Annotated in this window: 21 protein-coding genes; 10 read left to right on the forward strand and 11 right to left on the reverse strand. The window is 34.6% G+C overall.

The window, feature by feature from the left end:
- Positions 1–2: 2 nt before the first annotated feature.
- From H2O64_RS16625 to H2O64_RS16640, 4 genes are all read right to left on the reverse strand, one after another.
- The gene (locus tag H2O64_RS16625; RefSeq protein WP_187563339.1) at positions 3–587 is read right to left on the reverse strand and encodes an aspartyl/asparaginyl beta-hydroxylase domain-containing protein; all 585 of its coding nucleotides are present in this window, start codon (positions 585–587) and stop codon (positions 3–5) included.
- 21 nt (positions 588–608) lie between these two features.
- Entirely contained in the window at positions 609–1,745 is a 1,137-nt protein-coding gene (locus H2O64_RS16630) for a glycosyltransferase (RefSeq protein WP_187563340.1), read from the reverse strand.
- Between the two features lie 81 nt (positions 1,746–1,826).
- A complete protein-coding gene (locus H2O64_RS16635) occupies positions 1,827–2,834 on the reverse strand; it encodes a hypothetical protein (RefSeq protein ID WP_187563341.1) in 1,008 nt (335 codons plus the stop codon).
- Between the two features lie 453 nt (positions 2,835–3,287).
- Entirely contained in the window at positions 3,288–4,160 is an 873-nt protein-coding gene (locus H2O64_RS16640; protein WP_187563342.1) for an alpha/beta hydrolase, read from the reverse strand.
- Between the two features lie 229 nt (positions 4,161–4,389).
- Here H2O64_RS16640 and H2O64_RS16645 point away from each other — a divergent pair, with 229 nt between their 5' ends.
- Genes H2O64_RS16645 through H2O64_RS16655 form a run of 3 tightly spaced genes read left to right on the forward strand, consistent with a single transcriptional unit; the run spans position 4,390 to position 7,527 of the window.
- The gene (locus tag H2O64_RS16645; protein ID WP_187563343.1) at positions 4,390–5,013 is read left to right on the forward strand and encodes an L-threonylcarbamoyladenylate synthase; all 624 of its coding nucleotides are present in this window, start codon (positions 4,390–4,392) and stop codon (positions 5,011–5,013) included.
- Between the two features lie 19 nt (positions 5,014–5,032).
- Complete coding sequence (mltG, locus tag H2O64_RS16650) at positions 5,033–6,076, forward strand: endolytic transglycosylase MltG (RefSeq protein ID WP_187563344.1); 1,044 nt, start codon at positions 5,033–5,035, stop codon at positions 6,074–6,076.
- On the forward strand, positions 6,076–7,527 hold the full coding sequence (locus H2O64_RS16655; protein ID WP_187563345.1) for an FAD-dependent oxidoreductase: 1,452 nt from the start codon (positions 6,076–6,078) through the stop codon (positions 7,525–7,527). The genes mltG and H2O64_RS16655 overlap by 1 nt, the downstream gene beginning before the upstream one ends.
- 163 nt (positions 7,528–7,690) lie before the next feature.
- Here H2O64_RS16655 and H2O64_RS16660 read toward each other — a convergent pair whose 3' ends face one another.
- The 4 genes from H2O64_RS16660 to H2O64_RS16675 form a co-directional block, all read right to left on the reverse strand.
- The gene (locus H2O64_RS16660; RefSeq protein WP_187563346.1) at positions 7,691–8,428 is read right to left on the reverse strand and encodes a hypothetical protein; all 738 of its coding nucleotides are present in this window, start codon (positions 8,426–8,428) and stop codon (positions 7,691–7,693) included.
- 262 nt (positions 8,429–8,690) lie between these two features.
- On the reverse strand, positions 8,691–9,572 hold the full coding sequence (locus H2O64_RS16665; protein ID WP_187563347.1) for an OmpA/MotB family protein: 882 nt from the start codon (positions 9,570–9,572) through the stop codon (positions 8,691–8,693).
- A gap of 454 nt (positions 9,573–10,026) precedes the next feature.
- Positions 10,027–11,016 (reverse strand): glycosyltransferase family 2 protein, encoded by a 990-nt coding sequence (locus tag H2O64_RS16670; RefSeq protein WP_187563348.1) that lies wholly within the window; start codon positions 11,014–11,016, stop codon positions 10,027–10,029.
- A gap of 71 nt (positions 11,017–11,087) precedes the next feature.
- Positions 11,088–11,537, reverse strand: a complete 450-nt coding sequence (locus H2O64_RS16675; protein ID WP_187563349.1) for a type I restriction enzyme HsdR N-terminal domain-containing protein — start codon at positions 11,535–11,537, stop codon at positions 11,088–11,090.
- 60 nt (positions 11,538–11,597) lie between these two features.
- On the opposite strand from H2O64_RS16675, the gene holA reads away from it, so the two are divergent.
- Positions 11,598–12,602, forward strand: coding sequence for a DNA polymerase III subunit delta (holA, locus tag H2O64_RS16680; protein ID WP_187563350.1), 1,005 nt, complete (start codon positions 11,598–11,600; stop codon positions 12,600–12,602).
- A 195-nt stretch (positions 12,603–12,797) separates the two neighbouring features.
- On the opposite strand, the gene H2O64_RS16685 is transcribed toward holA, so the two are convergent.
- On the reverse strand, positions 12,798–13,691 hold the full coding sequence (locus tag H2O64_RS16685) for an HNH endonuclease family protein (RefSeq protein ID WP_187563351.1): 894 nt from the start codon (positions 13,689–13,691) through the stop codon (positions 12,798–12,800).
- A complete protein-coding gene (locus tag H2O64_RS24320) occupies positions 13,688–16,087 on the reverse strand; it encodes an AAA family ATPase (protein WP_187563352.1) in 2,400 nt (799 codons plus the stop codon). The genes H2O64_RS16685 and H2O64_RS24320 overlap by 4 nt, the downstream gene beginning before the upstream one ends.
- Before the next feature lie 170 nt (positions 16,088–16,257).
- Between H2O64_RS24320 and H2O64_RS16695 the strand changes: the two genes are divergently transcribed.
- From H2O64_RS16695 to H2O64_RS16720, 6 genes are all read left to right on the forward strand, one after another.
- Complete coding sequence (locus H2O64_RS16695) at positions 16,258–17,754, forward strand: eCIS core domain-containing protein (protein WP_187563353.1); 1,497 nt, start codon at positions 16,258–16,260, stop codon at positions 17,752–17,754.
- Positions 17,755–17,828: 74 nt separating this feature from the next.
- Positions 17,829–18,428 carry a hypothetical protein gene (locus H2O64_RS16700; RefSeq protein WP_187563354.1) on the forward strand — a complete coding sequence of 200 codons (600 nt, stop codon included), beginning with the start codon at positions 17,829–17,831 and terminating at the stop codon, positions 18,426–18,428.
- Between the two features lie 2 nt (positions 18,429–18,430).
- Positions 18,431–19,093, forward strand: a complete 663-nt coding sequence (locus H2O64_RS16705; protein WP_187563355.1) for a YkgJ family cysteine cluster protein — start codon at positions 18,431–18,433, stop codon at positions 19,091–19,093.
- A 63-nt stretch (positions 19,094–19,156) separates the two neighbouring features.
- A complete protein-coding gene (locus tag H2O64_RS16710) occupies positions 19,157–20,410 on the forward strand; it encodes an eCIS core domain-containing protein (protein ID WP_187563356.1) in 1,254 nt (417 codons plus the stop codon).
- A 103-nt stretch (positions 20,411–20,513) separates the two neighbouring features.
- The gene (locus H2O64_RS16715; RefSeq protein ID WP_187563357.1) at positions 20,514–20,858 is read left to right on the forward strand and encodes a hypothetical protein; all 345 of its coding nucleotides are present in this window, start codon (positions 20,514–20,516) and stop codon (positions 20,856–20,858) included.
- Between the two features lie 25 nt (positions 20,859–20,883).
- Complete coding sequence (locus H2O64_RS16720) at positions 20,884–22,029, forward strand: eCIS core domain-containing protein (RefSeq protein ID WP_187563358.1); 1,146 nt, start codon at positions 20,884–20,886, stop codon at positions 22,027–22,029.
- Between the two features lie 474 nt (positions 22,030–22,503).
- On the opposite strand, the gene H2O64_RS16725 is transcribed toward H2O64_RS16720, so the two are convergent.
- Entirely contained in the window at positions 22,504–23,691 is a 1,188-nt protein-coding gene (locus H2O64_RS16725) for a cytochrome-c peroxidase (protein ID WP_187563359.1), read from the reverse strand.
- Positions 23,692–23,782: the final 91 nt, after the last annotated feature.

The following is a 23,782-nucleotide window of genomic DNA, read 5'->3' on the forward strand; positions in this document are numbered from 1 at the left end:
TATTACATGTGTAAATCGATCATTCTCTTTTTTAATAATTGAATTTGATCATTTTCTAACATGGTTTGACCGACTTTGATAAAATCTAATACAAGCACCACACGATCTTCCTCCGTATTATTCCATACTTCATGTTCAATGGTATCGTTGAACATCAAGAATTTTCCGGGTGTCCACGAACGTGTTTCATCGCCTACACGAATAGCGCACGCAGCTGCATCTTTTGGGATTTTTAATCCTAAGTGTGCACGATGCATGTTACCGTTGTTATATAAAAGTTTATCATCCTCTTTTATCCACTCATGGTGTGGATGAATGCTTGAAAAACCTGAAAGTTTGGATACTGACGCAAAGGTGATGTTAGGTATTTTTCTTAATAATTCAAACGTAAGTGGACATTGTTCTTCATATACGTCATTATACTTATCGAGCATAATAAACAGCATCATTTTCCATCCACCGTCTTTACTGTGCTCGTAATCTGAATACTGCTTTTTTCCCAGATTTTGAATTTCTGACCAAACAGCTTCCCATTGATTTTCTATTTCCAATAAAAATGGGTAATCGTCATTTACTTCATAAAACATAACAATTATTGTTTTTGGTTACTATTTTTCGATAATTTCTCCCGCTACTTTATTATACAGTTTCGCCATAATAATATTTGCGGCAATTTTGGCTCCATCACATTGCGCCAAATCGTTCGCAAACGATGCTAGATTAGATTTCACCTCTTGATTATGTGTTAACTCCTCAATAGTGTCTGTGAGCGCTTTAATGTCAATCGTATGATACGGTTGTGTAAGTAAGACTCCTAGTTTTAATTTTTCAACTCTACGACCAATTTCAAGTTGTTCCAAATTATTAGGAATAATAATCATCGGTTTTTTTTGCTTGATACATTCCATTACTGTTTCATGTCCTCCGTGACAAATAACCAGTGAGGTTTGTTTTAAATAAGAACGTAAATTCAAAAATTGATCATCTTTTTGTTGACCAACATACGAAAGTTTGTAATCGGATGGCAATTTATCAATGAACCAAGGCGTTAGTTTTTCAGAACAACCAGTACTTCCAAAGAATAGAAAAATATCATTCTTCTCTGGTACTTTTTGTATTTGTTGCCAACCTTCCCAGGAAAACATACCACATAGCATCCATTTATTTTTTATAGTATCTGAATCATGTTCAATTTCCGAATTTTCAAAACGATCTATGCCAGGGACCAATATGGTATTTTCATTCAATGGATACGGATATTCACCATGCACACGATGACACAAAGTAGGATATCCTATTTTATGAGAGATGCAAAATAATGGAATCTCTTTCGTTTTTGGAATCAACAACGGCGCGTAATGATAATCTAGCACAATGACATCTGGACAGACATGTTCAATAATTTCTGTATCGCGATCAATAATTTTTTTTAGGAGTTTACCACGTCTTTCTAATTCTGGAGTCTCAAGATGTGTTGAAGCTTCAAGTAATGCTGATTCGTTTACATTACCATCTTTTGCATACGAAATTTGTCCAAAACTTTTGGTTGCATCGGCATACATTTCAATAGATGGAAGTATCGTTATTCTTGGGTCTACGAATTCGAAAAGATTCGCGTAATAGTCAGAAGCTGAGACATAAACATCTTGCCCTTCTTTACAAAGTTGTTCCGCAAGTGCTAATGTTCTCGATAAATGACCGAGTACATTAGCCAACGGGAAAAGCAATATTTTCTTTCTCAGCATCCTGACAATTTATTTATTTCAACAAACACCATCTATAAACACTATTTTGTTTTTAAGTTGGGTAATGAAATCTGTCTAATTTTATTTAGGCGGACAGCTTAAATCGAATAGTTTTATATCAATTTCAAATTGTTTCAATACATTAAGGATTTCCGCAATTAATGCATCAAAGTTTGGAATACTTGGAAGATTAATATGGATATTAATTAAATCACTTAAACCTGGAATCGATGGCAATTTGATATGTAACGCATTCAATAAGTCATTAATTAGACCTTCAATTGGCTTCATAGCCAGATCAAGGAATTCTCCTAGCGTATTAAAGATATCATATAGACTTACCATGTGTGGATATGGTAACGGAATCATAATTTCGATTGTCTTTAATGCATGCTCTACTTCTTTCAATATATCCATTAATGGATTCAGTACTTTGAAAACATCGTTGATAGCATTCAGTATTGCTGGCAATGGGTTTAAAGCAGCTTTTATTTTAGCCAACTCATTATAAAGTGTATTAATTACTGAGTTAGTATCGCTCATCGCTTTGTTAAGCTTAACGGTTCCTGGCTCAGTTTTACTTGAAAACGTATTCAAGTAATTTTGACCAGTTTCTTTTACGGAACCTTCTGGTAAGCTGTTAATACAAGAAGCGATTTCTGTAAAATGAGTTAGAAAAGCACCTGAAATTTTAGCAACTTCATTTGCCGCAGCAATTCCTTTATCCAGAATAGGATCTAGTTTTTGCAGATTATCGTGCAGTGGTTTTACTGTTTTAGCTAAACGAGCCGCAGCGTCTTTGGCCGGTTTAATTTCTAACATCATTGTATTCACAAGGGTTTTATAAGCACTTGCTGCTTGTCCTACCTCTGGAACAACTGAAACAATAGTTAATAAATCTTTAGTTAAGGACAAAGCCTTATAAAGTTTGTTTAAATCGTCAGAAATTATCTGAGGATACCCCAAATATTTAATAACTTCGTCATTAGTATTCTTTAATCGAGTAAAGTTTTGACTTAATTCCGTAGCTAACTTTGGCGTTTGTGTTAACGTCCGAATAAAACTGTTTGTAGGTGTCATATCTACCATAACATTTGTTTTAGTTGGTTTCTCATTAATAATTTAGCAGATTTACTTCTTTATGAATATGAAATAAATTTACCTCTCTTTAATAATTAAGTAAAGTTAGATGTTTATGGAGAAAATATATCCCGTACAAATACCTGTTTTTTTATTTAAGTTCTTTAATAAATACAGCTTCGTAAATAACTTAAAATAAGTGTTTTAATTTGTAAGTCAAGATAGCGAGCATAATAGAATAAACAAGGTTTATAAAAACGATCCAAGTAGTTTTGCAGGCACTATACAGTCATAGCCTGATTTCAGGAAGTAAATAATATTGCCAGCACTTCATATCGAAATGTAAGACATTGAAAAAATGGTGCGAAAGCATGGACTCAATATGTAATATTTACAAAAAATATGTATGAATAATATTTTAAAAGAATGTTTTAATATGAAAAGTCAACGAGCAACCAAAAATTAATGATGCTCTGCAACAAACGCTTTCAATTTTGTCCAAGTATCAATTGCGTTTTGTCCGCCCCAACCATGTCCTTCTTCTGGATAAAATGTAAACTCGTGTGTAACGCCTAAATTGGTTAAGCGATCGCTTAAACTCGTTCCTTGCGAATTTGGAATCAACGGATCTTGTCCGCCATAAAACAAAACTGTCGGAGGTGCAGCAGTCGTTACTTGATGATACGGACTGAATTGTTCTAAAAACGGAAGTACCAAATCTAGCCCAAGCAAATCTATATATGCTTGGATGGTTGGATCTGCATTGTTCAAATACGCTTCATCCGTTAAATTTGTAGGACCTACAATACTTGCCACCATATTTACATTGGATTGTGTATCGTAGTCATAACTCCATAGTAGCGATAAATGTGCACCAGCACTTGTACCAAGAAAACCATAACTTTCCGAAATAATATATTCTTCATTTCTGGTTTTCAAATCATTAATAATGCTTGTAATATCGTCCAATTGCATTGGAAACGGTGAAGTAGTGTCGTTTGCCAATCTATAATTAATATTTACAATTGCGTATGTTGGTAACTCTTGTTGTATCAACTCTACAAAATTAGCCATATCAGCCTTATCGCCAGATGTCCAACCGCCGCCATGTATCAAAATCATTACTTTTGTTGCAAGTGTTCTATTTTGTGGTAAATAAATATCGTATACCTGATCAGTATCTGAACCGTACGAAACATTTAACAAAGTAGCTGCTGTAACAGTTGAAGATGTAGGATCTGATGGTGTGATATTAAAATCCGAATCTTCTGAACTACAAGCGTAATTCAATAAAATAAAAAGACTTAAAATACCAGTGTAAACGAATTTTTTCATGACGTATGATTAATTGTAATAGAAAACGCAATATCCTAAAAAAAGTATGCAAAACTCTTAATATTGACTTAAAATATTTTTTAATTAATTTCAAGCAAAAGAGTTTACATTCAGTGAATTAAGTTGATATTTACTAGTATTTTTAAATACACAGTTACAGATTAATTTGACAATGCGTTTTTTTAATAAAAATCGATTACTTTTGTGAAGCTGAAGATAAGCGCAAGGTATGGCCGAATTTATCAAAATATATAACGAAAATCCGAATCCGAAGGAAATCAAGAAAGTTGTGGACATTCTCCGCAAAGGTGGATTGATTATTTATCCTACGGATACTGTTTATGGTTTGGGTTGTGATATTACCAGCAATAAGGCATTGGAACGTATTGCGAGAATAAAAGGTATCAAACTTGAAAAAGCAAACTTTTCATTCATCTGTAACGATTTAAGCCATATTAGCGATTACATTCGTCAAATTGATACGGCAACCTACAAAATTCTCAAAAAAGCATTGCCAGGTCCGTATACGTTTATTCTTGAAGGAAATAACAATCTGCCAAAAGTTTTCAAAAAGAAAAAAACAGTCGGAATTCGTGTGCCAGATAATGATATTGCACGCATGATTGTCCGCGAATTAGGAAATCCTATCGTATCAACTTCTATTTATGACGAAGATGATATTGTAGAATATACAACCGATCCAGAGTTGATTTTGGAAAAGTGGGACAACCTAGTCGATGCTGTCATTGATGGCGGATATGGAGATAATATCGCTTCTACAATTATAGACTTATCTGGCGATGAACCCGAAATTATTCGTGAAGGAAAAGGAGATATAGATATCATTCTTTAAAATTGATTTGTAAATACTTATGAAGAGTTTAAAAATAATTGGAGTTATCATTCTTGTTGCAGCTATTGTTGTCGGAATTTATTTCTACCCGAAAGCATCTATGTATTTCTACGGAAATAAAACGACTTCTATCACTAAAGAAACCACGTTTTACGTACCGTCAGAAGCAACTTTTGCAGAAGTATTGAATAGCTTGAAAGTACAAGGAATTGTGGATGATGTTGAAAAATTTCAAGAATATGCAGCGTTCCGAAATTTAAAACAAGAAACCTTAGAAGCTGGAAAATATATGTTCCCAAAAAATGTTGCATATAGCAAAATACTAGAAGATTTACGCAAAGGAAACGGCGAAAAAGAAACGCAAGTAACGTTCAACAATGCACGAACAAAAAAAGAATTAGCTGAAAAAATCGCTGTTACTATTGAATTGACAGCGGACGATATTCTAAAACGAATTACTGACGAAAAATACACAAGCCAGTTCGGATTCACGCCAACGACCATAAACACCATGTTTATTCCGAATACATACAATGTATATTGGGACATTTCTGCGGATGATTTAATTGCCAAACTTGCCAAAGAATACAAACGTTTTTGGACAGCAGATCGCAAAGCAAAAGCAAAAGCGCTCAACATGTCGCAAACAGAAGTTTCTGTTTTGGCTTCCATTGTAGTTTGTGAAACGATCAAAATGGACGAAGCGCCAAAAATTGCAGGTGTATACGTAAACAGAATCAGAAGAGGAATTCCGTTAGATGCCGATCCAACACTAAAGTGGGTTTTGGGCGATTTTGAAATCAAAAGAATTTTAAACAAGGACAAAGAACTCGATTCGCCATACAATACCTATAAAAATCTTGGATTGCCGCCAGGACCAATCTACATTCCATCGGTGCAATACATTGATGCCGTGTTGAATTATGAAAAACATGACTATATATTTTTCTGTGCGAAAGAAGACTTTTCAGGCTATTCTAACTTTGCGAAAACGAATCGTCAACATGAAGTAAATGCACGAAAATATCACAAAGCGTTGAACGAACGAAAAATTTATCGCTAATGTCAAACTATAATCGTAGAGACTTTGCTAAACTAATGATGTTGGGTGGAATCGGTTATACGGTTTTTTCATGTGCCGATGATAAAAAACAGGAAAAAGGCGTTACTCCTGAAAAAGAAGCAGTGCCAACAATGCCCGAATTGCTTCCAGAAAATATAAAAATCTACCAAAAGGCGGACGCTGAATATCAAGACTTAACGATTCGGTTCAACAAACGCATTCAGCAAGCGCCAACGTATATTGCACAATGTTTCAATACAGAAGGAGTTGTCGCTGCAATGCAATTTGCAAACTTTAAAGACTTAAAAGTCGTTGTAAAAAGTGGCGGACACAGTTTTGAAGGCTTCTCTAGTACCAACGACGGTTTGGTGATTGATCTTGCTGAGATGAAAAAAATGGACTGGAATCCAGATCATAGTTTGACCGTAGAAACAGGTTGTATTTTAAAAGAATTGTACAATGAAATGTTGCCAAAACAACGCATTCTGCCTTCAGGGTCGTGTGCTACGGTTGGAATAGCCGGATTGACTTTAGGTGGCGGTTATGGTTTTTTCAGTCGAAAATATGGATTAACCTGCGATAGCTTACAAGAAATTACCTTAGTTGATGGAAAAGGAAACATTCATCACGAAAGTGGAACATCGGCTATATTAAAAGCCTGTAAAGGTGGCGGAAACGGAAACTTTGGAATTGTAACCAAAATGAAATTTAGAACCTATCAAGCACCAAAATTCTTTCAAGCATATCGTTGTAAAGCGTATAAACTCACAACTTCCAGAGCTAAAAAATTGCTAGAAACTTGGTTTACACATTCCAAAAACTTGCCAACTACGGCTTTTGCAGCTTTTGTACTCAACGGAAAAACATTGACCGTTCTCATAACCAATTATGCAGACGATAACAAAGGTGTACTTGACATGTACAACGCACTCAAAGAAATTTCGGATAAAGCTACGATTGGAAGTAAAAGACCATTAGCCAAAGCATTGCGAACGTTTTACGGCGTACAGCATCCAATATATTTTAAAAACGCTTGCGCGGGATTGTACAAAGATTTCGCTCAAATTGAAGGTTGCATAGACGATGTAATTTCTAAAGTAATCTCGTCTCGCGGCTTAATTTATCAAGTGAATACGCTTGGTGGCAACATCAATTCATCTTCTTTGGAAAAACGTTCAGTATTTCCACACAGAAGCTATCCGTACTTATCGGAATTGCAATCCTATTGGGACAAACCATCACAAGAAGCGAGTAGGCTAGAAGCGTTTCAAGAAGTGCAAGATCGTTTTTACAAACACGGAATCCGAGCGCATTACCGAAACTATCCTGATATCAATTTCAAAGACTTTGAAACTTCGTATTACGGAAAGTATCTTCCCGAATTAAAAAAAATAAAACAACAACTCGATCCCGAAAATCGAATTCAACATCCGCAGAGTATTTCTTTGTAGACTCGTTCCCGCGAAGGCAGGAATCTCTTAGACTTTTTTGGACTGCTTAGATTGTTAGACTTGTTGGATTTTTAGAAGAAGTGGCTTATTAATATTGATTAATGCTAAAACTCAAAAGAAAGACATCCTTAAAAGCGCTAAGAATGTCTCGTTTTTTATAAAATTATGGGCTTGCGCAACGGTTACCATTGTTGGCAAATCGTTTTTTTAATTCTTCTTTTTCTATAGTTACGGTCTTTTCAATAAAGTTTGTCCAAACATCAACCACTTTTCCTTTTTCTGTTGTTTCAATCGTATCATCCGATATTATTAAATAATTATATTTATCCAACTTTTTTAAACGTTCGTTTATGATATCAGGTTTTCGCTTGATTAATCCATCAATGTGGAAAATATATTCGATTTCTTTCTTTAGATTTTTTACAGTACAATGTCCAGTTTCTCGTATTATTTTTTTCAATTCCCAAATTAGATTACAATCCAATACATCAATATGTCCAAGTCCGTAAATTGAAACTTTTCCGTTTTTTTCTATAGTTCGATTAAAAAATCCAAGTAAGCCATCAAGTGAGTAAATTATTTGGTCAAGTTTACATCTAAAATGATCTAAAATTCTTTCTTTCCCTAATATATTTACTTTAAGCGCACTTCTTCCAAATCCGTTTGGGTCGGAATCAATATGATAGTTTTCGATTAGGTCAGTCAATTCCGATTCTATTATATTTTTGGCTATAATTAGACTTTCTCCTTCGAGTAATTCATCAGAAAAAAAGCCAATATTTTTATTATATCTATGATTAAATTTTTGAATCAGAGAGTTTAAATAAACAGTTAATTCAGATTCGGATGAGCAAGAGCCACCACCTTTATCAATATTATTTTTATAGACTATATATTTCATCAAATGTTTGCCAACTTATGTATATACGGAATTCCGTATATTTCTACTATAACCAAACTTTTTTATAGTTAAGTTTCTCATTGAAATCTAAGCTACTCTTTTCCTAATCAAAATCAAAATTATCAATTGAGTTTTTAATGTTTTCAATCCCTGTATGTGTAAATATTTCTTTGGTTTTACTTGAGCTATGCCCAATATAATCCATAAAAAAAGAGCGTTCAAACTAAACTTGAACGCTCTTTTAATATATTTTAAAATGATCTTATTTTCCTTCCGCAGAAAGTGTTTTCATTTCTTTTTCAATCATGTCGTAGAACTGATCAATTTTAGGCAATACCACAATACGTGTACGTCTGTTCGTTGCTCTGTTGGTTGCTGTATCATTTTCAACCAATGGTACATAAAAACTTCTTCCTGCTGCAATTAATTGCCCTGGATCTACACCCAATTCTTGCAATACACGAATAATAGAAGTGGATCTTTTTACACTTAAATCCCAGTTATCAATCAACACACCTTTATTATAAGGAACATTGTCTGTGTGACCTTCTACCATGCATTCAAAATCTGGCTTGCTGTTTACAACCTTCGCAACTTTCGCTAACACTTCTTTCGCTCTTGTTGTTACATTATAACTTCCGCTTTTAAATAATAATTTATCAGCAATAGAAATAAATACAACACCTTTTTCTACATTAATCTCAATATCCGGATCGTCAATTCCAACGGCTTTCTTCAAGCTAGAAACAATAGCAAGTGTTACACTATCTTTTTTATTAAGTGCGTCTTGCAAACGTGTAATTTTTAAATCTTTCTCTTTCATACTCTCTAATGACTTCTCAAGGTTTTCAGCACCTTTCGTTGTCAAAACAGTCATATCTCTAGAGTTTTGAATCAAGCTCTGGTTATTTTCTTTTAAATCATTATTGGCTTTTCTCAAATCTGCAACTTGATCTCTTAGTGCTTCTGCACTTGCAGTAGAAGAGGCTTTTTCTTCCAAACAAGAGTTCAACTTAACAGTTGCGGAGTTCAATAAATCTTTAGTTTCCTTGTGTCTTGCTTCTAAAGCTGCAAAATCCTTTTTAGAAACACAAGATGATAACAAAACAGACAGCGTTACTGTCAATAATAGAATCTTCTTCATAAATCTTATTTTTATATATTAAAACGGTTTTTTTAAATTTTACCCAAAAGTATTAAAAATGCTATTCAATTTACAAGTATTAACAAAGTTTTAAACCTATCATTAAAACTTTTTTTAACAATTCAAAAAGGAACCCTTTTTATTGATAATACTGTATCTAATTCGGTAGTAAACGGGATTCTTACTTTGATATTGCTTCTTTCATGTATTGATTTGAATATCATTTCAAAGTTATTTTTAAGTAGATTATAAGTTATCAACTACTTCTCGATACAATTTTCTTCGAAAATTACTCGAAGTGACGTTTTTGGACACTAAAAATTCTAAATTTTATACGAAAAAGAGTCGTCATTTCGAGTGACAAATCTACGATTTGGCGTATCGAGAAATGCTTTGTTTTTGAGAATTGGTGCAAAAAATATTCGTGAATTCGTGGCAAAGAAACAGGATACTTTTAAAGTTCACTATACGTTTTCTTGCCTTTCACAAAATATAAAAACACAATTGATTTCTGCTGAAAGTACTGTTTTTGCTGTGTTTCCCCACGTTTTTTTAGCATTTTGGGTAAGCGCGCGTAAAAATGAAAATGTGCCTTTAAAATAGCTGCAAAATGCTTGAAACGCAATTGCACTAAGAATTGAATTGCGGCAATTCCATCTAAAATTAGACGCGAAAATATAATTGGAAACAGTTTTCCTTTCGGGAGATTCTTCGCAAGCATGCACAACGAATTCCGAAAGTTTAAATAGGTTTTCTTCGGATGTAAACTGTCCAAAGTTGCGCCACCAACATGATACACCACACTTTCTGAAATATATTTGGTTTCATACCCTAAATTAAATGCGCGCCAACACAAATCGATTTCCTCTTGATGCGCAAAAAAATCTTCATCAAAACCGTTTAATTTTTGAAAAACAGCTTTTCGGATAAACAAACACGCACCAGAAGCCCAAAAAATTTGAAGCGAATCATTGTATTGTCCGTTGTCTTCTTCTAAAGTGTGAAAAATACGTCCGCGACAAAATGGATAACCGTATTTATCAATAAAACCACCAGCTGCGCCTGCATATTCAAAATGTGTTTTTTGCTTAAAATCTAGAATTTTCGGCTGAATAATTGCTGTTTTTGAATTCGATTCAAATTCCGATCGAATAGGAGCGAGCCAGTTTTCTGTGACTTCAATATCTGAATTTAGCAAACAGAAAATTGCTTCATCTATACTTGGCAACGCGTCATTATATCCTTTGGCGTATCCACCATTTTTTTCATTCTGAATAATAATAACTTCTGGGAAATGTGTCCGAACATAGCTTACAGAAGCATCACTCGAAGCATTGTCCGCCACATAAATTGTTGCTTCTTGCGAAAATGCAATCACGCTCGGTAAAAACTGTTCTAACAGCTTCTTTCCGTTCCAATTTAGAATGACAATGGCAATGTTCATGTTGTAAATTATAAATTATAAATGTTGAATTTTAAATGTAAAAGTATTTTCGTCTAACAAGTCTAACAAGTCTAACTTGTCTTATACTCTGGCAACTCTCTCAAAAAATGATACTGTTTCGCTTCGTAATCCATCGTGCAATAATAATGATTCAAACCGTTAGTCACCATTAAATATTGCGCTTCCAATACCATATTATAGCGTGCAATTTGATCAAATGTATTTTGTTTAATCGCAATCGCACTTCGTTTACATTCAACGACTAAAAAAATACTTCCGTCCGAGTTGAAAATTACAATGTCATATCGTTTCTTTAAATCGTTGAATATGAGTTCTTTCTCAACATTAATCAAGCTTATCGGATAGTTTTTCTCTTGCATAAGAAATTGTACCGTATGTTGCCGAACCCATTCTTCAGGAGTTAAGACTACAAACTTTTTCCGAATCGCATCAAAAATATAGATTTTATTTTCCCTATTTTTGAAGCGGAAAGTATATTTTGGAAAATTCAAAGGTTCCATAAGCACAAAACTAACGATTCGTGCATCGAAAACCAATACAATTCCGCATTTGTCTGAACAATGGAAGAAGCTAAACAGATTGTCATCGATATACAGAAAGGAAACATCAAACCTATTTATTTTTTAATGGGGGAAGAAGCCTATTATATTGATAAAATTGCCGATTATATTGAAGATAATGTACTGGCAGAAGAAGAAAAAAGTTTCAATCAAATGGTGTTGTACGGTCGCGATGTCACAATTGATGATATTGTTTCCAATGCAAAACGCTATCCAATGATGGCGGAACGACAAGTTGTAATTGTGAAAGAAGCACAAGATTTGTCGCGCACGATTGACAAATTAGTTGACTATATTGAAAATCCGCAGCCTTCTACGGTTTTGGTGATTTGTTATAAATATAAAAAGATTGCCAAAAACAAGAAATTGTACAAAGCCACGGCGAAAAATGGCGTCATGTACGAAAGCAAGAAATTGTATGAAAATCAGGTTGCAGATTGGATTCGTAGAGTCTTGGCTGGAAAAAAATACAATATCACGCCAAAAGCCGCACAAATGCTGGTTGAGTTCTTAGGAACGAATTTGAGTAAGATTAATAACGAACTCGAAAAATTACAGCTTATTTTACCAAAAGGAAGTGAAATCACGCCAATTCTGATTGAGGAAAACATCGGGATTAGTAAAGATTATAACAACTTTGAACTGCGCAAAGCCATTGGAGATAGAGACATTACCAAAGCATTCCAGATTATCAAGTATTTTGCTGATAACCCAAAAGACAATCCTACGGTGGTGACGGTTTCGTTGTTGTTTAATTTCTTCTCACAATTATTACAATATCACGGATTAATTGATCAAACACCGCGAAATGTGGCTTCCATTCTTAGAATCAATCCGTTTTTTGTGAAGGAATATCAAATTGCTGCACGCAATTATCCAATGAAAAAAGTAAGCGGCATTATCGCAACACTACGCGAAATGGACGTAAAAAGTAAAGGTGTTGGCGCAAGTAATTTACCTAATGGCGATTTGTTGAAAGAGTTGTTGGTGCGGATTATGAATTGATTTTAGACTTCTTGGATTTATTAGATGTGTCACTGCGAGAAACGTATGTGACGTGGCAGTCTTTTTATAGTTCAGCAAGCATGAGATTGCTTCGTCGAAACTCCTCGCAAAGACGTACTGTAATTTTCAAATTAACACATTATTCCATTACATTCATTTGAATGACAAAACAAAGTTGACTGAGCGCAGTCGAAATCAAGCTGCATGAATATCTACTTGGAAATTCTTCTTCATAAACTTCCCGATCATTTGTCGCGCTAAGCCCAAATATTCTTCATTAGGATTAAGAAAACTTTGCAAAGCTTCCATTTCGCGATGTAAAATTTTCGCAAATCGTTTGGAGCGAACAGGATCGTGTGAAAAATCATTATAATTAAACATCGCTTCTTCAACACGTTGCATTTGTGCACTGATGAGAATTGCTTTTTTCTCGCGATCTTGCACTAACGGAACACGCTGCAAGGCAAAAACTTTGATAGAAGATAACGCACGTTGTTTTAAAAACTTCTTTCTTTTTCGCGATTTGATTACGCCTGAATTGATATCATATTTAAAGTAACTTTCAGGATTTTCCACACACGGATTGAGCAACAAGCGTACTTTTTCTTCCTTTTTTAAATCGTCTTCATGCGATCGCGCTCTTTTTTGCTCATCAAATACAGGAAATTGGTTCATTTTTCCCATACTTTTGGCTTCCTGTACATTTATCGTTGATTGTTTCGATTTTTGATTGCAGTTTCGACACGATAATAACAAGTTATCCCAATCTGCTGCCAACCAATAATAACCAGGTTTTGAATTGCCCGAAGCTTTCAGTTCTTCAATTTCTCCTTTGGGTCTGAAATGCTCAATATCACCTACATAGGTTTTTAAAAACGTGCTTTCACAATAGGCACATTTGCTTTTGCAGAGTTCAATCAATGCTTTCTTTACAGAAGGATCACGGTAAACTTTAAAGTTTTTATACGTTTTATGCTTATCCGGACCTGTAAAGTGTTCGATTGCTTTTTCTAATTCTTTTTTTGCTGCACCATTTTCATCAGTCAACTTCTTTGGTGCAGTAACCAAATTTCTATCAATGAAAATCATAATTTATTTTTTGCGGAAATTGCTTTCCAAATATCTTGTACTTTATCTATCGTTTCTTTTTTGATGTTTTCGTCTACAATTTTGAGTTTTTTACTCTTCATTTTCTTCGCAAGCAACTCATCAATAGCATGATACATTAAATCTTCACGCGCATCATTTCCTAAGCGTTTCTTTTGCGGAAGTACTTTTTGCAATGCTGTAATTTCATTCTTTTCTGCTTTTGTCCGTTTTGATTCTTCAATGGCAAGCAATTCATAATACCGTTCAAATTCTTTCTCCGTTTTAGAATCCATCGTGCTATTCAGTCCAAAATATTCAGACGTTAATAATTGATCAATTCGTAGACTGCTCGGATTTGGCAAGTCACTAATAGCAATGATTGCATTTTCATCATCACGTTTTAAAACCACGACTTCATTTTCTTTTAAACCACGTAAACAGAGCGGTTCATGTGTAGTAATAATAAATTGAATTTTCGGAAATGTTTTGCGCAAGCGTTCTACTATTTCCATTTTCCATCGCGGATGCAAATGTGTGCCAATTTCGTCAATCAGTACAATTCCTTCTGCCAATTCGTACACTACATTTTCTTTCGATAAGGTATAAATCATATCAATGGCAATCGCAAAAATGGACTTGTAACCGTCGCTCAAATGATTAATGTCTACATTATCTTTTGTTTTATCATATTTAATGAAAATTTGTTCGTTTTTAATGCTTCGCTGAATGGAATCTAAATCATCTAACAAAAGCAAACTCTTCAATGTTTTCGCTACTTGATTGAATGTTTTTCGATCTGCGTTTAAAAACCAGTCTTTTGCATTTGATAATGAAATAGAGGCATCAAATAGATTTTTTACTTTTAAATAATTTGGATGATCTTTTTCAGGCTGCAAATTTCCAATCGGCAACAATCGGGTAGAACCGTAACCAATAATAAACGCAGGTGGGTTTTCAATATTGGCTATAATTTTATTATCCTTATTGTTGAAGGTAATCTCAAAAAATTCGTCCTTTCCTTTTCCGTACACTTGAATAGATCCGCTGCGTTTTCCATATTTCAGTAAATCGCCCACAGTAATTTCTAAAGCATCTAAATAAGTTTGTCCCATCAAAGCCAATGCGATGGCTTTTAGCACCGAACTTTTTCCAACACCGTTTTCTCCTAAAAATACCAACCAAGGTTCAGAACTTGTATCTTCTGCATAATCAGGTATTTGAAGTGTTAAATCGGAGAAACATTTAAAGTTTTTTAGAACAATTTTATCTAAATATATATTTTTGAGAATGCTTGCGTAAAATTCACCATCTTTTTCGTTAAAAATAGCTTTTTCCACTTTTGGCACTTTCGTTGTATCTCTTGTAAGTCCATCAACAAGATCGTCTTTTAATGGAAATTGAAGCGACTCAAACATGTTATTGCCACCTTTTACCTGTTCTTGCGGAGCAGGACTTTCTGTTGGTAACTGTTGTTGTTGTTGTTGTTGTTGTTGTTGTTGTTGTTGTTGTTGAGCTTGATTGTAATACGATTGTATTTGATCGGTAAGCCCAGAAAGCTTGCCATATATTTCTTTGTCTTCCAAGTAATGATCAATCAAGGCTTTTCGGAAGGCGAGATGATCTTTTCTAGAAGTTCCTTTCAATACTTCATTCCATTCTTCGGCAATTGCATGCGAATTTTTAACGCCTTTTCGCAAGCCTTCAACTTCACGTTTGGTTTCGTTGGCAATACTTTGACGCTCGTAAATCAAGTCTTTCCGATTCAATCCTAAGATTTGAATCGTAGCTTCGGCTTTTTGCTTGACCATTTCCCCGATTAATGGAGAGAATTTTATTTTTGAAAAAAATGACAGTTTATCTTCTTTCAGCGGCATAATTTCGCATGTGCTTAAATCAAACGTAAAAAACTGACTTGGATCATCGATACATGGATCAATTAGAAAAGCATTTTCTTTCTCTGAAATGGCTTCATGCGCAGTTTCAATAGCAGCTCTTTTTCCTTGTACTGGAAATAGGTTCGATTTGAATCGACTGCAATTATGGCAACATGCATATAAGTTTTCCCATTCGTATGTGAGCCACCAATAATGATCTGGATCAATTTCTTTACTATCAAACCCTTGTGAATTGTTGCTTGGGCGAAAGTGATTTACGTAGGATCCATATCCAATTTTTCTTGCGATTAATTGCGATTCACAATACCCACATTTATGATCAAACAACTTCATTAAGTTATTGACTACTTCATCAGAGAAGGAACTAACATTGTACGTACGTTGTGCACGTGTACTTTTGTGTAGTTTATAAAACTCACTAATTTCTTGCTTCAAACGTTCATAATCTTTGGAATGAAAGAAATCAGGTTTTGCTATTTTATGTCTGTCAATTTTAATCACAACGGATAGTTTTAAGAGAATAGTTTCTATATAAGTATATAAAGAACGTGAAAATTGATTAATAATAAAATAGTCAACCTAAAATACGGGGTTTTTCCCCTATGACAATTTACAGTATATCAGTACATTGTATTTCTGTAGTTTCAGTGGAATATAAAAGTAGTATTTGGATGAAAAATCAAAAAATAAAAGCAAAAGATGAAAAAGGGAATCAAAATATCATTCAACGCAAAAAAGGGAAATCGTTTGTAAAGCCAAGAGGAGCACAAGATAGTTTTACGCCTCCAACACAACAAAAGCAAAATAAAGCGTTGCCAAATGCATTGCAATCGAATATGGAGACTTCCTTGGGGCAAGATTTTTCAAATGTAGGTATTCATACCAATTCACAGAAAGCAGTTCAAATGAACGCACGGGCTTATACACAAGGTGAAAATGTTCATTTTGCACCGGGCGAATTCAATCCGAGTTCTTCCAAAGGACAAGACTTAATAGGACATGAGTTTACACACGTTGCGCAACAACGTGCAGGTGTTGTAAAACCTACAAAAGTGCTGCAAAAAGGTGTGGCTATCAATGATAATCAAGGTTTGGAACGTGAAGCTGATAGTTTTGGGCGTAAAGCTGCTAAAGGCGAAACGGTTTCAAAATATCGTTCTGCTGGTTTAGGAATGCGAAGTTCGTTGCGAACGGCACAAGCGAAGAGTAATGTGGTTCAGATGGCTATAGCTACTTTTGGAGGTTCATGGGATACTGATGAGTATAAATTACGCCAAGATAAAGCTAGAGGCATAAATTATCCTGCAGCATCAGGAGTAAGAGGAGCAGATATTAAATTAAAATTTATACCAAACGCAAACGCAGATGCAGAATTGATTGGGATTACACAAACAGCTCAATCTAAAGTTGGAGCAACGCGCCCATATATAGATGGGAATAAAAGTAGAGAAGATAGGGCAATATCTAAAGGAGCAGAGCGTGGTACAATGATAGATAGGGCAGATGACTATAATAATCCAATCTATGGAGTTATCACACAACCAAGTCTAAACTTACAAGACGTTAATACACATGGAAATGCTAGTTTAGGATGGCATTACAAAGACAAAGGAGTTCAGAAAACAAAAAATCCAATTTTAATTGATAAACCAACTTTATCAGGTGCATCAAAAGAATCACATCAAATATTTGAAACAACTGCTTTAGCAACAAAAGGAAATCAAACGGGAACTTATTATGGTTCAGTGCAATGGGGTTGGAAAACTAATGCCGCAGGAAAACATGAATTATTACCATTTAAGAAAATTAATGATGGAGTTCCTTCAGGCAAATTTATGCGTGCAGCCAAAATTTGGAATGATGCCAAAGATTCTACAGGAGCAGAAACTTTAAATTTACCATTACAATGGACAGGGACAATACATAATACTCCTTTAGCAGCTTTGAGAACAGGAAGATCAGTAAACTCGCAAATTTTAGCAGATGTGCCTCGAGGTGCTACGTTGACAGTATTAAATGATTCATCAAATTGGTTGCAGGTACAATTAGATAAAACGCAAGCAGGAATGGTATTGAATAGACATGGACAAGCTGCAGTAATGACTGGCAATTTAATTAGAGGTTATATTTATAAAAATTTAGTTAATAAAGACGCAAGTTATAGATAATGGTACAGCAAAAATTTAAGATAATGATATTATTGTTTCTAATATGCTCATGTACGCAACATAAATCAAAACAAATGAACGAATTATTAGATAACGCCCTTGAACATGAACTTATAGCTATAGGTTTCAAGGGATTATTTCAATTGTATTATGATAATCCTAAGAATAAAATATGGAACTCCGGAGCTAATGAGGAAAAACTTAAGAACATAATTGAGCAACCAAATAGTAGTTTATTAGGTTCTTTTTTAGCTGCTGAAACATTGCGATATTATGAAGTTAAATTAGATAAAAAGTATACTAACAAACTCAGTGAAGCGTATGTTTATGCTTTAGAGAAAACGAATATGGAAGATGACGACTTTATAGGAATTTCTGCTAATTCTTGGGGTTTTTTATACAACAATAAAAATGCTGGTTATCTTGGTGAAAAGCTTATTAGTTATGGAGAGATTACCATTTCTAATCTAGTAAAATTATTAGAAATTGAAGGCAAAGTTCTTTATGAAGGAAGTGAAGAAGCTACCATAGGAAATGATTACCAATACCGCATCAAAGACTTCGCAGCTTTTTACATCGCTAAAATTAAAAATATTCCACTTACGTTTTATCAGGATTTTGATGAAAGAGACGCCGAAATAGAACGATTAAAAAAAATCTTAGCAAACGAATAATTATGGACGAATTAAATCAAGACCAAGAAATAGTACAAGAGTTGGAACGCCAACTAGAACGTTCAGGTTATTTTACACACAGTTCTCTTAGTAATCAAGCAGAACGTATCAACGAAATAGAATCGTTCTTATATGGCTTAATTGATACATTAATCGACGATGGAAAAGTACAGAAAGAAAAACTTGAAGAAGTCGTTCAAAAAGTACGAATAGAAACCGTTCAACGAAAAGAACATTTTCATGCAGGAATTGCCATTAGAGTTGATGAAGAAGAAACGAAAGATGATTTTGTTCCCGTAAACTGCGAGGAACGCATGCATATATGTAAAGGTGTGTGTTGCAAACTCAATTTTGCGCTTTCAGTAGATGAAATAGAAGGCGGGAAATCAAAGTGGGATTTGGGACAACCGTATTACATTCGGCAAAAGTCAACAGGATATTGCACACATTTAAACGAAAAGAAACAATGTTGCTCTATTTATAACGATCGTCCGAAAGTATGCAAAAAGTACAGTTGCGCAAGCGATAAGCGTATTTGGAAAGATTTTGAAAAAATGGAATTAAACGCTGAATGGATTGAAAACAACTTACAAGAACGAAAAGTTCAATTGCAAGGTATCTATATGATTCCAGAAGCTACAATTGAATATAAAACCAAAAGCTAAGTCTCAATAAATCAATACACTTTATCGTTGTTGTTTTTTATTGCAACACCTAAAAAGCATCTCATGAAAGGAAAAAAAATAAATTCTAACGAAGAGAAAGGCGTGCATCAAATCATTCAACGAAAAGAAGGAAAATCGTTTGTAAAACCTAAAGGAGCACAAGATAGTTTTACGCCACCAACACAACAGAAAGGCTTGCCAAATGCATTGCAATCGAATATGGAGACTTCCCTTGGTCAAGATTTTTCAAATGTTGCTATACATACCAATTCTCAGAAAGCAACTCAAATGAACGCGCGCGCCTATACACAAGGTGAAAATGTGCATTTTGCACCAGGCGAATTCAATCCAAATTCTTCCAAAGGGCAAAACTTAATAGGGCATGAGTTTACACATGTTGCACAACAACGTGCTGGTGTTGTAAAACCTACTAAAGTGTTGCAAAAAGGAGTGGCTATCAACGACAATCAAAGTTTGGAACGTGAAGCAGATAGTATGGGTAGCAAAGCTGTAAAAGGTGAAATCGTTTCAAAATATAGAGGCGCAAAAGCTTCATCTGCATCTACAATGCAGGGAAAAAAGAGCGATAACAATTTATCAGAAAATCTTACTAGTGCGCTTTCTCCTGAACAACAACAGAGTGCAGTGGCACAATTTACGCTAACAAAAGACCTTAAAACGGCATTGAAAGCTGATGCTATAAGTGTTGCAGCTATTATTGACTTGATAAGAGCGGCTCCTGTGGCTGAACGTAGTGTTGCTGTTGTCAAAAACTCTGTTTTAAAATTGATTCGTGAAAAAGTATCAGGAGTTGAAGCTTCAACTATTATTTCTGAATTACTGGTAGGATCACAAAATTGGGCAAATCCACCAAATACAGACTTCTATTCTTATTTTGTACTGAATAATGGAAATGGAAAATTACCAGTATTAGCAAATATGAACTGTTGGGAAAGTATTTTATATGCTGCGTATTTGGCAAATAGAATAGATGCCAATTGGATTCGAAGTTATTATGTAAGTGCAGGCGCTATACCAAAAGCAACTGTGAGTCCTGTACCTAAACTATGGGCGCAGTTAAACTATTCAACGTCGCTTCCAGAACTTGATAGTTCTGATGCGTCAAATAGACCTGCTGTTGGCGATTTAATATTTTATATGATACCAGATCTTTCAGTTCCTGCGCATGTAGCAGTGTATATTGGAGGAGATGAAGTCATAAGTTTATGGACAAAACCTAACGGAATTAGTTCTATTCAAAGAATTCCGATTACGGCAATTTCAGGAACTCTTTTTTATTCGCCGCCACCGTGGTAAATAAAAAATAACTTACATTAATTATCTTAAAAGTTTGAAAACTGTAAAGATGAAATACAAAATTTTACTTTTATTTATTATATTTAATTACAATTGTGAACGAATGGAAAAAGCAACATGTTTTGATATAGATACATTTTCAATGCTAACCACATTGATTCAAGAAAAAGGAAGACAAATGCTGCTGCATAAGCGTTTGGTTGCTGGTGAGAACGAAACAGCAAAAGAAATTCGTTTTGAAAACTACTTGATTGAATTAGTTACAGAAAGTAACACACACAAAATTATTGTGATCGCTATTGAAAGAACAATTCCAACCTATGTTTGTGAAGTGAAAGATGAAAAGTTGTTTTTCTCAGCGTATGAAGCGCGATTTGATATTGACAAAGACGTTCAAGACAGAAAAGATAATTGGTGTATGCTTGTGACAAAAATCTTAGCGAAGTAATCTTAGCTTTATATATAATGTATTTATGAAAAAAATCAAGTTGAATAGTAATGAAGAAAAAGGTACTCAAAATATCATTCAACGAAAAGAAAGGCAATCATTCATAAAATCAAGAGGCGCACAAGATAGTTTTACGCCGCCACAAACTTCAACAAAACAACACAGTCGTTTACCTACTAAATTGCAATCAAATCTAGAAACTTCACTCGGACAAGATTTTTCAAATGTTGCTATTCATACCAATTCTCAGAAAGCTGTTCAAATGAACGCACATGCATACACACAAGGCGAACACGTTCACTTTGCGCCGGGCGAATTCAATCCAAGTTCTTCTAAAGGGCAAAATTTAATAGGGCATGAGTTTACACACGTTGCACAACAACGCGCTGGTGTTGTAAAACCTACGAAAGTTCTGCAAAAAGGCGTGGCTGTTAATGATTATAAAAGTTTAGAACATGAAGCGGATACTTTTGGAAAGAAAGCTGCTAAAGGTGAAACCATTTCAAAATATAAAGGCGCAAAAGCTGCTGAATCTTCAACAATGCAGCGAAAACTAAAAATAGATGGTGTTACTGCACCAGAAAGACAAGCATTCGTTCAAAAGATAAATGATGGCTCAAATATGAAGTTTGAATTGGACAGTGCAAATTTTTTGCAACTAAAAAACTTAGTTCAAATTCCTATTGGTGAATATGACAAACGAATTGAGGAAGCCGTAATAAGTCCGCAAACGGTTACTTTACGTTTGGTTAATGCAAGTAATAACGCTTTTATCGATAATTATAATTCTGGAGAAGTAGATGTTGATGATATGTTTGCGATGTCTGCAGATTTGTTTAGAAGTTCGTTTCTTCATTTTATAGTAGAACGATTTCACTATCATAATTACGATACTTTACGCAATGTGGCAACACAACAGGAATTTGATGCTGCACATAAGTATGCAATTTCCTCGCAAGAAGCTTTTTTACGAGAACAATATCCGCTTAAAACGATTAAACACATATCAAGTGCACTTGACCAAAGTTCTAGTCTCGTTGATGCGGCTGGCAACGGCACGGTTGATTATGTCATAGATTTTACGGATGTGAGATACATTTTAACACAACCTATTGTAAATACAAATTTATTAGAAAATGTAGTGAGTTCACGAATTGATATTGTCCGCTAAGTATGATCATTTCTATCTAATTAACTTTTTTAATCCCTTTTGCCAACTGTGCTTTAGTTGTACAACTATAAAACCTGTTATAATTAACAGGCCTTCTAAGCCTGAGTTCGATATAAAATTTAAAAGCTGTTTTCTTCTTTTCCGCAGTATAGCATGAATTTTTCGTTAAGAATTTTTGAAGCCTTGGAGAAAATTTAGAAAAATTCATGTGGTTTTAGTTTTTCAATAAAAGAAAAACTAAAAATACCTCTGGAAAAGCGCACTTTCTTTTGTTGAAGCCTGTGCTGAACTAGATTCAGTATTCTTTGTGCGAGCAAAGAAAACGAAATCGAAGATTGGCTTCGCCGAGTTCACATTTGGCAAGCAAATGATTCATTTCATGAGTTCTAAAATTTGAAATAAAAATGATGCGAACTAAAGTAAAAAAATGATTTTCAATATTTTAAAGCTTATGTGGTAAGTGTCTACTGAATTTTATTCTATAAAAGGATCTGAAAACTTGGTATCCGTGACAACGGTATTGTCAGTAAACGTTTGCATAAAGGCAACTAAGGCATCTTTTTCAGCTTGCGTTAAATTCATTTGAATCGGTTGCCCATTTTGATCGCGCAAGCGATTGTCTAAGGCTTGACCATTTTGAATTCCTGAATTGTAGAACTCAACCACTTCTGCTAAAGTTGTAAATCGTCCGTCGTGCATAAACTGTGCTGAGGTTGCTATATTCTTTAACGATGGCGATTTAAAAATGATCGTTTCACCAGCATCCAAACCATTGCTTCTTGAATTGGCAGCAAGTGCAAATGTTGGCAATTGATGACACGTTGCACAATTGATTCCACCTTGGTTGGTGGTGAAAATTTGTTTCCCTAAGTTTTCTTGTGCTGTAAGTTGTGGAAAATTTTGATTGATTCCATTTCCTGGCACATTCGGATCGTAGTTTTGTGCGAATGCTTCATCAAACCTACTATCTGTAGAAACCATGCAACGAATGTATTGTGCTAAGGCTAGTTGAATACGTCCTTCCGTAATGGCTCCATCGCCAAAAGCAAGTTCAAATAGCGCTGGGTAATAGGCAATGGTATTCATTTTCGTGATTAACGCATTTAAACCGCCATTACTGGCATCAAAGCCCATTTCTACACTATTGATAATTGGTTCTGTAGTTTGATCTTCCAAGGTTGTCGCACGTTTGTCCCAAAAGAATGATTCGCCTTCGTAAAAACGCGCATTCAACAATCGCATGGAATGTGCTCCGGTAACATTTACACCATCAAATCCTGTGCTAAACCGATTGTTATCTGTAAAAGCAATTGTTTGGTCATGGCAACTTGCGCATGAAACCGCATCATTAATGCTTAGTTGCTTGTCAAAAAATAAAATTCTACCCAAAATAGCACCTGTATCAGTTGCTTGATTGTTAGCTGGCTCATTAGTATCACCTACGGAATTCACATAATGAATTGGATAATCAGGATTGCTGTAATTTGGCAAGCTGCTAAAGTTGATTGTAAAATAGTCAGACATGTCAATTCCGTTTACTTCAGTATCAGTTGGAATTGTAGGCGTGTCTGTGTTTTCTTCTGGAATTTCTGTGTAAACATCCTCATCAGATGCGCACGAAAATAAAATTAGGACAGGGAATAGAAATACATACTTTCTCATTGGGTCTCGGTTTTAAAATTCATAAAGTAGTATTTCTCTAATAGGCAAATTGATTGTGGTTTTAGTATAAGATGTTTTTTAGACTAAAAAC

Origin of the sequence: Kordia aestuariivivens, assembly GCF_014397005.1 — a bacterium.
GTDB lineage: Bacteria > Bacteroidota > Bacteroidia > Flavobacteriales > Flavobacteriaceae > Kordia > Kordia aestuariivivens.